Annotated in this window: 9 protein-coding genes and 1 pseudogene; 6 read left to right on the forward strand and 4 right to left on the reverse strand. The window is 70.4% G+C overall.

Features of this window, described 5'->3' with window-relative positions:
- Positions 1-91 precede the first annotated feature (91 nt).
- The gene (locus tag VGE03_RS11400) at positions 92-802 is read left to right on the forward strand and encodes a cytochrome c family protein (protein ID WP_331046596.1); all 711 of its coding nucleotides are present in this window, start codon (positions 92-94) and stop codon (positions 800-802) included.
- A gap of 214 nt (positions 803-1,016) precedes the next feature.
- Here VGE03_RS11400 and VGE03_RS11405 read toward each other — a convergent pair whose 3' ends face one another.
- Together VGE03_RS11405 and VGE03_RS11410 are read right to left on the reverse strand one after the other, a co-directional pair.
- Positions 1,017-1,790, reverse strand: a complete 774-nt coding sequence (locus VGE03_RS11405) for an NlpC/P60 family protein (RefSeq protein WP_331046597.1) — start codon at positions 1,788-1,790, stop codon at positions 1,017-1,019.
- Between the two features lie 156 nt (positions 1,791-1,946).
- Entirely contained in the window at positions 1,947-3,326 is a 1,380-nt protein-coding gene (locus tag VGE03_RS11410) for a leucyl aminopeptidase family protein (RefSeq protein ID WP_331046598.1), read from the reverse strand.
- 74 nt (positions 3,327-3,400) lie between these two features.
- Between VGE03_RS11410 and VGE03_RS11415 the strand changes: the two genes are divergently transcribed.
- From VGE03_RS11415 to thrS, 5 genes are all read left to right on the forward strand, one after another.
- On the forward strand, positions 3,401-4,219 hold the full coding sequence (locus tag VGE03_RS11415) for a tetratricopeptide repeat protein (protein ID WP_331046599.1): 819 nt from the start codon (positions 3,401-3,403) through the stop codon (positions 4,217-4,219).
- 52 nt (positions 4,220-4,271) lie between these two features.
- Positions 4,272-4,934 carry an HAD-IA family hydrolase gene (locus VGE03_RS11420; RefSeq protein ID WP_331046600.1) on the forward strand — a complete coding sequence of 221 codons (663 nt, stop codon included), beginning with the start codon at positions 4,272-4,274 and terminating at the stop codon, positions 4,932-4,934.
- Positions 4,935-5,153: 219 nt separating this feature from the next.
- A complete protein-coding gene (locus VGE03_RS11425) occupies positions 5,154-5,624 on the forward strand; it encodes an iron-sulfur cluster assembly scaffold protein (protein ID WP_331046601.1) in 471 nt (156 codons plus the stop codon).
- A 45-nt stretch (positions 5,625-5,669) separates the two neighbouring features.
- Complete coding sequence (yidD, locus tag VGE03_RS11430) at positions 5,670-5,930, forward strand: membrane protein insertion efficiency factor YidD (protein ID WP_331046602.1); 261 nt, start codon at positions 5,670-5,672, stop codon at positions 5,928-5,930.
- The gene (gene thrS / locus VGE03_RS11435) at positions 5,927-7,852 is read left to right on the forward strand and encodes a threonine--tRNA ligase (RefSeq protein WP_331046603.1); all 1,926 of its coding nucleotides are present in this window, start codon (positions 5,927-5,929) and stop codon (positions 7,850-7,852) included. The genes yidD and thrS overlap by 4 nt, the downstream gene beginning before the upstream one ends.
- Positions 7,853-7,933: 81 nt before the next feature.
- Here thrS and phnE read toward each other — a convergent pair whose 3' ends face one another.
- The gene (phnE, locus tag VGE03_RS11440; protein ID WP_331046604.1) at positions 7,934-8,692 is read right to left on the reverse strand and encodes a phosphonate ABC transporter, permease protein PhnE; all 759 of its coding nucleotides are present in this window, start codon (positions 8,690-8,692) and stop codon (positions 7,934-7,936) included.
- A 279-nt stretch (positions 8,693-8,971) separates the two neighbouring features.
- Positions 8,972-9,466, reverse strand: a pseudogene (phnD, locus tag VGE03_RS11445) (phosphate/phosphite/phosphonate ABC transporter substrate-binding protein); the annotation flags it as partial.
- Positions 9,467-9,468 lie beyond the last annotated feature (2 nt).

The following is a 9,468-nucleotide window of genomic DNA, read 5'->3' on the forward strand; positions in this document are numbered from 1 at the left end:
AAGGTCGCGCTAGCGTGTAAGAGACGCCCACGCAAGAATTCGCCCGACGTGCCAACGGACGGGCCCTAACCTACGGGATGCGACGACGCGGATGAGCGGCGACCTGAAGTGGAACAAGATTCTCGGCGCCGGCCTGGCGACCGCCTTCGTGATCATCGGCGTGCAGCAGGTGACCGGAGCGATCTATCACTCTGAAGCCCCCGAAAAGATGGGCTACTTCGTCGACGCGCCGGAAGAGGCCGCGGGCGGGGAAGAGGTCGTGCTGCCGCCGGATTGGGGCACGGTCCTGCCGACCGCCGACCTGGCCGCCGGTGAAGCCGCCTTCGCACGCTGCCAGGCCTGCCACAACAACGCCCAGGGCGGCGCTGACGGCATCGGCCCGAACCTGTTCGGCGTCGTGGGCGGCCCGGTCATGCACCGCGCGGGCTTCGCCTATTCGGACGCCATGGGCGCCCACAAGGCCGAGGCGCCGACCTGGGGCTATGACGAACTGGACCAGTTCATCACCGCTCCGGCCCGCTACGTGCCGGGCACCAAGATGTCGTTCGCCGGCATTCGTGACCAGCAGACCCGCATCAACCTGATCGCCTGGCTGCGTTCGCAGGGCTCGGGCGGCTACGCCATCCCGGCGCCGGACCCCGCGCGTCAGCCGGGCGCCGCCGCTCCGGCGGAAGGCGCGGCCCCGGCCGAGGGCGCTCCCGCCCCGACCGAAGGCGCCGCCGCCACCGAGGCCACAGCTCCGGCCGCCGCCCCGGCCGCTCCGGCGACCACCCAGGCGACCCCGGCCGCTCCGGCCCACTAAGGTCACTGACAGATACGGAAAGGCCCCGCTGGCGACAGCGGGGCCTTTTTCGTTTTGGACTGACCCTCTCCCTCCCCGAACGGGGAGGGTGGCTGAGCGTAGCGAGGCCGGGTGGGGAGGGCTCGGCGACGGGAGCACGGATGCGTTGCCGAGCCGCCCCCACCCATCGGCTTCGCCGACACCCTCCCCGTTCGGGGAGGGAGAACAGTGAAACCTAAATCCGCCTGAACACCGCCGCCCGGAAGCCGTCGGCGGCGTAGCGGGCCTCGGCCTCGGCGAGGGGTTCGACCACCACCGCGCCGTGGTGGCCGGTGGCGTGCAGGACGCGGTCGGCGTCGAGCAGGAGGGCGGAGTGGCCGTTCCACGGTCCGAGGTCGTCGTGCAGCCAGATGACCAGATCGCCGCGACGGGCGTCGGCGCGGGCGACTTCAACGCCCAGCTCGGCCTGCTGGTCCGGATAGCGGGGGGCGGCGCGGCCACAGGCGTAGAGGGCCTGCTGCACCAGACCGGCGCAGTCGGTGCCGCGCGAGGTGCGGGCGCCGGGGACGTGGGGCACGCCCAGCAGGCGTTCGGCCACGGCGACGGGATCGGCCTCGAACGCGCCGACGGGCTGGAAGCTGGGGTCCTCGCCCTCGATCACGAGCGCGTTCAGCGGCAGGGCCGCATCGACGGAGGCGACGCGGGCGGTCGGCAGGACGGCGCCGTCGATGACGTCGGCGCGGCTGACCCAGCCGACCACGCCGTCGCGGCGGGCGCGGCCCCACAGGCGGTCGCCGTCAGCGTCCAGAACGTCGAAAATCTCACCGAAGATCAGTTGGTCGATGCGCGCGCCGGCCTCGCCCCGGATGTCGGCCACGGGCGCGGCGCAGCGCATCGCCCGGGTCGCGCGATAGGTCGCGGCGGGGATAACGCCCTCCAGCGCCTGCTCGGCCAGATCGGGCCGGGCCAGCGTCATGCGGGGGTCGAGGATGTCGGCGGCTGCGGTCAAACGAGGCTCGTCCGGTTGAGCCGGTGTTGTAGCGCGCGGTGGTGGAGGGGCGGTTAACGGGGAGGGATTAGGGCTTAGGGAGTAGGAATTGGGGAGATCACGCAACCGCACACAGCTGCACGAACCCGCTAAATCCTAAGCCCTAATTCCTACTCCCTACGCCGCGAAGCGGCGCCGCATCATCTCGAACGCCGCGCGCAGACCCTGGGCTTCGCCGCCCTCGGTCCAGTCGGGGCGGGCGCGGGGGTTCCAGGCGAAGATGTCCAGATGCGCCCAAGCGCCGGTCCCGGGCGCGAACTTCTGCAGGAAGAGGGCGGCGGTGACCGAACCGGCCTGAGCCCAGGCGGCGGGGTCGTTGCGCAGGTCCGCGATCTCGGCCTCGAGCGCGGGCCTGTAGCCGGGCCACAGCGGCATGCGCCACAGGGGGTCGCTGACGGCGGCGGCGGCGGACAACATGTCGGCGGCCAGCGCCTCGTCGTCGGTGTAGAGCGGCGGCAGTTCCGGCCCCAGCGCCATGCGGGCGGCGCCGGTCAGGGTGGCGAAGTCCAGCGTCAGGTCGGGCGAATGTTCCGCCGCGCGGGTCAGGACGTCGGCGAGGATCAGGCGGCCTTCCGCGTCCGTATTGCCCACCTCGACGGTCAGGCCCTTGCGGGTCTGGAGGATGTCGCCGGGGCGGAAGGCGTCGCCGGAGACGGCGTTCTCGACGGCGGCGACCAGCACCACCAGCCGCACCGGCAGCCTGGCCTGCATAACCAGACGGCCGAGGCCCAGCACATGGGCCGAGCCGCCCATGTCCTTCTTCATGTTGCGCATGCCCGCGGCGGGCTTGAGGTCCAGACCACCGGTGTCGAAGACCACCCCCTTGCCGACGAGGGCGACCAGCGGCAGGTCGGTCTTGTCCAGGTTCCAGCCGATCTCGATGACGCGCGGGGCCCGGTGCGGGGCGGCGGCGCGGCCCACGGCGTGGACCGAGGGGTAGTTTTCTTCCAGCAGGGCGTCGCCGGTGACGACAGAGATCGTCGCGCCGCCGGCCGCCGCGATCTCGCGGGCGATGGTCTCGATCTGCAGCGGGCCCATGTCGGCGGCGGGGGTGTCGACCATCTCGCGCGTCAGGGCGCAGGCGGCGGCGATGTCGAGCAGCGGCTGAACGTCGACGCCGGGCACGGCGAGGCGGGCGCCGGGCGCGGGCCGGGTCTTGTAGCGGTCGAAACGATAGGCCCCGAGGGCGAAGGCCAGGGCGGCCTGCGAAGCGGCCTCGCCCTCGACACCCTCCAGCCGCCACAGGCCGGCGGGAAGCTTGACCGACAGGGCGCGGGCGGCGAGCGGCTCGAACCGGTCGCCCGCGCCGAACAGGGCCCCGGTCAAGGCGCCGTCGGCGCCGGGGAGGAGCAGAAGCTGGCCCGCCTTGCCGGTGAAGTCATTGGCGGCGGCCCAGGCCGCCTCGGCGCCCGACAGGGCCGCATCCTTGCCCACCACGCGCACCGGCAGCGCGCCCGTGGCGTCGGCGGTCAGGAGGTCGGGATGCAGAACGGACATGGCGGCGGCCTTTGTTAACCAGCAGTTGACGCGGAAGACCGATTCTTGGGGCGATCTTTCCGGAGCGCCTTTCCATGTCGCGCACGACCGCCCGTCTCGCAACCATTGCCCTGTTCAGCCTCCTCGCCACGCCTGTGTTGGCGCAGCAGCAGCCGGCCGCCCAACCCGCGGCCGCGGCGCCGATGCCGACGCCCGCGGGTCCCGAGGCCCGGGCCGCCGCCGACCGCGCCGACGCCCTGACCCGCTCGGTGTTCTGGACGCAGGAGGCCGAGATCGCGCCGACCGATCCGATCGCGGGCGTGAAGGCGGCGCAGGCCCTGCGCGAGCTGGGGCGCTACGATCAGGCGGCGGACATGGCCCAGCGGGTGCTGATGGTCCAGCCGACCAACTATGACGCCATGCTGGAGGTCGGGCGCGGCCACATCGCCCGCGGGCAGGCCTTCTACGGCATTCAGGCGCTGGAGCAGGCGCGGGATGCGCGCCCGAACGACTGGCGGTCGTGGTCGCTGCTGGGCACGGCCTATGAGCAGGTGCGCCGGGCCGACGACGCCCGCGCCGCCTGGGCCCAGGCCCTGGCCCTGTCGCCCGAGAACCCCGACGTCCTGACCAATATGGCCGTCTCGGCCATGGCCAAGGGCGACAACGCCGGCGCCGAACCCCTGCTGCGCCGCGCCGCCGCCCAGCCGGGCGCCTCGCTGAAGGTGCGGCTGAACCTGGCGCTGGTGCTGGGCCTGAACGGCCGGATGGGCGAGGCGGAGCAGATCCTGCGTCGCGAGCTTCCGCCGGAACAGGCTGACAGCAATCTGGCCTGGCTGAACGCCCGCAACGCCGCGGGCGGACAGCAGGCCGCCGCCGCCCCGACGCGCACCTGGGGCTCGCTGCAGGGCAGCTGATCGGGGGGCTGACCGGGTTGCGTCGCCGACCGCCCCTGTGGTGAACAGGGGCATGGCCTCCCCTCCCCCGGCTTCGCCCCGCCTCTGGCAGGCGTTCCTGTTCGACATGGACGGAACCCTGATCACCTCCACCGCCGCCGCCGAGCGCGTCTGGTCCCGCTGGGCCGAACGGCACGGGCTGGACGTGGCCGCCTTCATCCCGACCATCCACGGCGTCCGCGCCGCCGACACCATCCGCAAGCAGGACCTGCCGGACATCGACCTCGACGCCGAGGTGGCGTGGGTCGAGCGCGGCGAGATCGAGGATCTGGACGGCGTCGTCCCCATCGCCGGGGCCGTCGACTTCGTGAAACGCCTGCCGCCCGACCGCTGGGCCGTGGTGACCTCGGCGACCGTGCCTCTGGCCGAGGCGCGGCTGAAGGCGGCAGGGGTGACGCCGCCCGCCCTGATGATCACCGCCGAACAGGTCGCGCGCGGCAAACCGGACCCCATGGGCTACCGGCTGGCGGCCGAACGGCTGGGCGTCGACATCGCCGACTGTCTGGTGTTCGAGGACGCCGAGGCGGGGATCCGGGCCGGCGAGGCGGCGGGCGCGGGCGTGGTCGTGGTGACGGCGGCCTGGACGCATCCGCTGCAGACCGATCATCCGAAGCTGGCCGACTATGGCGATGCGGCGCTGGAGATCGGGGCGAACGGGATGCGGCTGGCATTGTGAGCCCCTCTCCCATCGGGAGAGGGAGGGGCCCACGCCGTCAGGCGTGGGAGGGAGTGGGGTCACGGTCCAGACCGCATCTGGCTCACGCCCCCCGCGCGCGCCACCCCACCGCCCAATCCCCACACCCTCCCACCGACTGCGTCGGCGGGCCCCACCCTCTCCCCAAGGGAGAGGGGTTGAGAGCTTCCCTCCCCCGCCCACAGCCCTTATCTTCAGCCCATGATCGACGAGCTCTACAGCGCGCGCATCCTGACGCTGGCGGCGAACCTGCCGCACAGCGGCCGCCTGCCTGCGCCGGAAGGCACCGGCGAGCGCGTCGCCAAGCTGTGCGGCTCGAAGGCCGTGGTCGATGTGACGTTGGACGGCGACGGGCGGATCGAAGGCTTTGCGCAGGACGTGAAGGCCTGCGCTCTCGGCCAGGCCGCCGCGGGCGTGCTGGGCGCGGCCGTGATCGGCGCGACCGAGCCGGAACTGGCCGCCGCGCGCGACGCCATGCTGGCCATGCTGAAATCCGGCGGCGAAGGGCCCGAGGGCCGGTTCGAAGGCCTGCGCGCCCTGAAGCTGGTGGCCGATTATCCGGCGCGCCACGCCTCGACCATGGTCGCCATCGAGGCGACGCTGGACGCGGTGCGGGACGCCCTGAGCCGCAAGACCCCCGACACCCGAACTAGCCTCGCCGGCGCGGCCTGATCGTCGCTTGTCGTAACCGCACTCGCGGGGGATAAGCGCGGCGACATGGCCCTCGGCGATACCCTCTATGAACGCGGCGTCCGCCTGGCCCATCGCGGGTACAAGGTGACGCTGTCGCCCCTGATCGGTCAGCAGTGCCGGTTTCGACCAACCTGCTCCGACTATGGCCGGGACGCGCTGATCCAGCACGGACCGCTCAAGGGGGGATGGCTCACCGTCCGACGCCTCTGTAAATGCCATCCCTTCAGCGGCATGGACTGGACCTATGATCCGGTGCCGCCGCCGCCCGAAAAGACAGACCGATGATCGAACTCAAATTCCCCGACGGCGCCAGCCGACAGTATGACGACGGCGCCACGGGCCGTGATGTCGCCGCCTCCATCTCGCCCTCGCTGGCCAAGCGCGCCGCCCTGGTCGAGATCAACGGCCAGCAGTGGGACGTGGACCGTCCGCTGGAGGCCGGCGGCGACTTCAAGCTGATCATGCGCGACGACCCCGACGCGCTGGAGACCATCCGCCACGACGCCGCGCACATTCTGGCGCAGGCGGTGCAGGAGCTGTTCCCCGGCACCCAGGTGACCATCGGCCCGGCCATCGAGGACGGGTTCTATTATGACTTCTTCCGCGAGGAGCCCTTCTCGACGGACGACTTCGCCGCGATCGAGAAGCGGATGGCCGAGATCGTCGACCGCGACGAGAAGCTGGTCCGCGAGGTCTGGGACCGCGACGAGGCCGTGGCGATGTTCGAGGCCAAGGGCGAGAAGTTCAAGGCCGAGCTGATCCGCGACCTGCCCGCCAGCGAGACGATCACCGTCTATCGCACGGGGACCTGGGCCGACCTGTGCCGGGGCCCGCACTTCCCGTCGACCAAGTTCGTCGGCAAGGCTTTCAAGCTGACCAAGGTGGCCGGGGCCTACTGGCGCGGCGACTCCAAGCGCGAGCAGCTGCAGCGCATCTATGCGACGGCCTGGGCCAACCAGGCCGATCTGGACGCCTACATGCTGCGTCTGGAAGAGGCCGAGAAGCGCGACCACCGCAAGGTCGGCAAGGCCATGGAGCTCTTCCACATGCAGGAAGAGGGCCGGGGCATGGTCTTCTGGCACCCGAAGGGCTGGGTCCTGTGGCGCGTGCTGGAGGCCTATATGCGCCGTCGCCTGGACGCTGCCGGCTATGTCGAGGTGAAGACCCCGCAGGTGCTGGACCGGAAGTTCTGGGAACAGAGCGGGCACTGGGACAAGTACCGCCCCAACATGTTCGTCTGCGAGACGGTCGAGGGCGAGGAACTGAGCCTGAAGCCGATGAACTGCCCGGGCCACGTGCAGATCTTCGATCAGGGCCAGCGCTCGTACCGGGAACTGCCGCTGCGCATGGCCGAGTTCGGCGCCTGCCACCGCTATGAGCCGTCGGGTTCGCTGCACGGCCTGATGCGCGTGCGCGGCTTCACCCAGGACGACGCCCACATCTTCTGCCGCGAGGACCAGATCGTCGAGGAGACGGCCGAGTTCATCAAGCTGGCCCGCAGCGTCCACGCCGACCTGGGCATGGAGACGGCCTACATCAGCCTGGGCACCCGCCCCGAGAACCGCGCCGGCACGGACGAGTTCTGGGACAAGGCCGAGGCCCTGATGGCCGACGCAGCCCGCGCCGCCGGAACCGAGCCGGTGGTGACCGAGGGCGACGGCGCCTTCTACGCGCCCAAGCTGGACTTCATCGTCAAGGACGCCATCGGCCGCGAATGGACCTGCGGCACGATCCAGCTGGACTATGTCCTGCCGGAACGTCTGGATGCGACCTACATCGCCGAAGACGGCCAGAAGCACCGTCCGGTCATGCTGCACCGCGCGATCCTGGGCAGCTTCGAGCGGTTCATCGGCATCATGATCGAGAACTACGCCGGGGCCTTCCCGCTGTGGCTGGCGCCGGTGCAGGCGGTGGTGGCGACCATCGTCTCGGACGCCGACGGCTATGCGGAAGAGGTGGCGGCCAAGTTCCGCGCCGCGGGCCTGCGCGTCGAGACTGATCTTCGCAACGAGAAGGTCGGCTACAAGGTGCGTGAGCACTCGGTCGCCAAGGTCCCGGTCATCGCCGTCGTCGGCAAGAAGGAGGCCGAGGAAGGCAAGGTCGCCATCCGCCGCCTCGGCTCGCAGGCGCAGGAGATCGTCACCGTCGAGGAGGCCATCCGCATCCTCACCGACGAGGCCACGCCGCCGGATCTGAAGCGGGTCTGAGCCCCGGTTTCAGGGACAGAAACAGAAAGCCCGCCCCGTGGATCACGGGGCGGGCTTTTTCGTGCGCCGATGGCGGGCGGCTCAGAGGAGCCGCTTGCGCATCGCCTGCGACAGCATGTCGATCAGGGTGACGGCCACGACGATGATGATCGCGATGGTCGAGACCTTGGCGTATTCGAAGCCCTGCAGGCTTTCGAACAGGGTCTGGCCGATACCGCCGGCGCCGATCAGGCCCAGCACGGTGGCGGCGCGGCTGTTCGATTCGAAGCGGTACAGGGCGAAGGAGGTCCACAGCGGGGCCACCTGCGGGATCACACCCCAGGCGATCTCGTGCAGGCCGCCGGCGCCGGTCGCCTTCACGCCCTCGATCGGCCCCTTGTCGATCGACTCGACGGCTTCCGAGAACAGCTTGGCCAGAACGCCGGCAGTGTTGAAGGCGATGGCCAGAACACCGGCGAGCGGGCCGAGGCCCACGGCCACGATGAACAGGGTGGCGACGACGAGGTCCGGCACCGAACGCAGCAGGTCCATCACGCGACGCACCGGCCACACCAGCCAGCTGGGCGACAGGTTGCGCGAGGCCATCAGGCTGAGCGGCACGGCGATGAAGACCGCCAGGAAGGTGCCCCACAGGGCGATCTGCACCGTCAGCCACATCTGGCCGACCAGCAGCTGCCACTGGCTGAAGTCAGGGTTCAGGAACTCGCGGCCGTAGCGCTGCATCTTCTCCGGGTTGGAGAAGAGGTTGCCGAGGTTCGGCAGGTCGACGCGGTTGAAGGCGGCGATCAGGATGATGGCGAAACCGCCCCACAGCAGCAGGTCCAGCGACCAGGCGGCCATCGACTTCTTCGGCGGCGCCGGAATCTCGTCGGCGGCGAGGGTCGGGGCGGCTCGCTTGGGCAGCAGGTTCAGGATGATGGCGAAGACGGCCAGCAGGGCGATCAGGACGAAGGGCGTCCATTGGGCGATCTGGGCGCTGCGCGACGGCGGGGCGACTTCCGACGGACGGCCTTCACGGCGCGCCTGATCGGCCTTCATCTCGCGGATCGGGTCGAGGTAGCTGTTATCGGCGGCGCGGAACTGGGAGTAGTTCAGCTTGGTCATGATCTCGCGCTGGCGCGCGACGTCCGGGCCGTAGCCCTGGCCGTAGGTGGTGAAGAACTGGCGGATCTTGGCCTTCACGTCTTCCGGCAGGTCGCCGCGGATCAGGATGCCCGACTCCGGGATCGGGGGGGATTGCCAGATGACCTCGATCTGGTCGGCGATGTCCGGGTTCTGGCGACGCAGGAAGATGGTGTTGACCGAGTTCGAGGTCGCCACGTCGACCTGGTCGTTGGCGACCGAGAAGGAGTTGGCCTGGTGGCTGGCCGAACGGACGGTGGCGAAGCACTCGGTCGGATTGATGTTCCGCGGGCTGAAGAAATAGGTCATCGGGGCCAGGGTGCCCGAGGTCGACTGGGCGTCGCCAATGCCGAAGGTGTAACGCTTGCCGCAGGCGGCCACGTCCTCGATCGTGATGCCCGAGCCCTTCTTCACGATGATCGTCGAGACGTAGGAATCCTTGCCCTCGATATCGACGGTGCGGGCAATGACTTCGCCGTTGGAACGGTCGATGG

This window comes from Brevundimonas sp., assembly GCF_036400995.1.
Taxonomy (GTDB): domain Bacteria; phylum Pseudomonadota; class Alphaproteobacteria; order Caulobacterales; family Caulobacteraceae; genus Brevundimonas.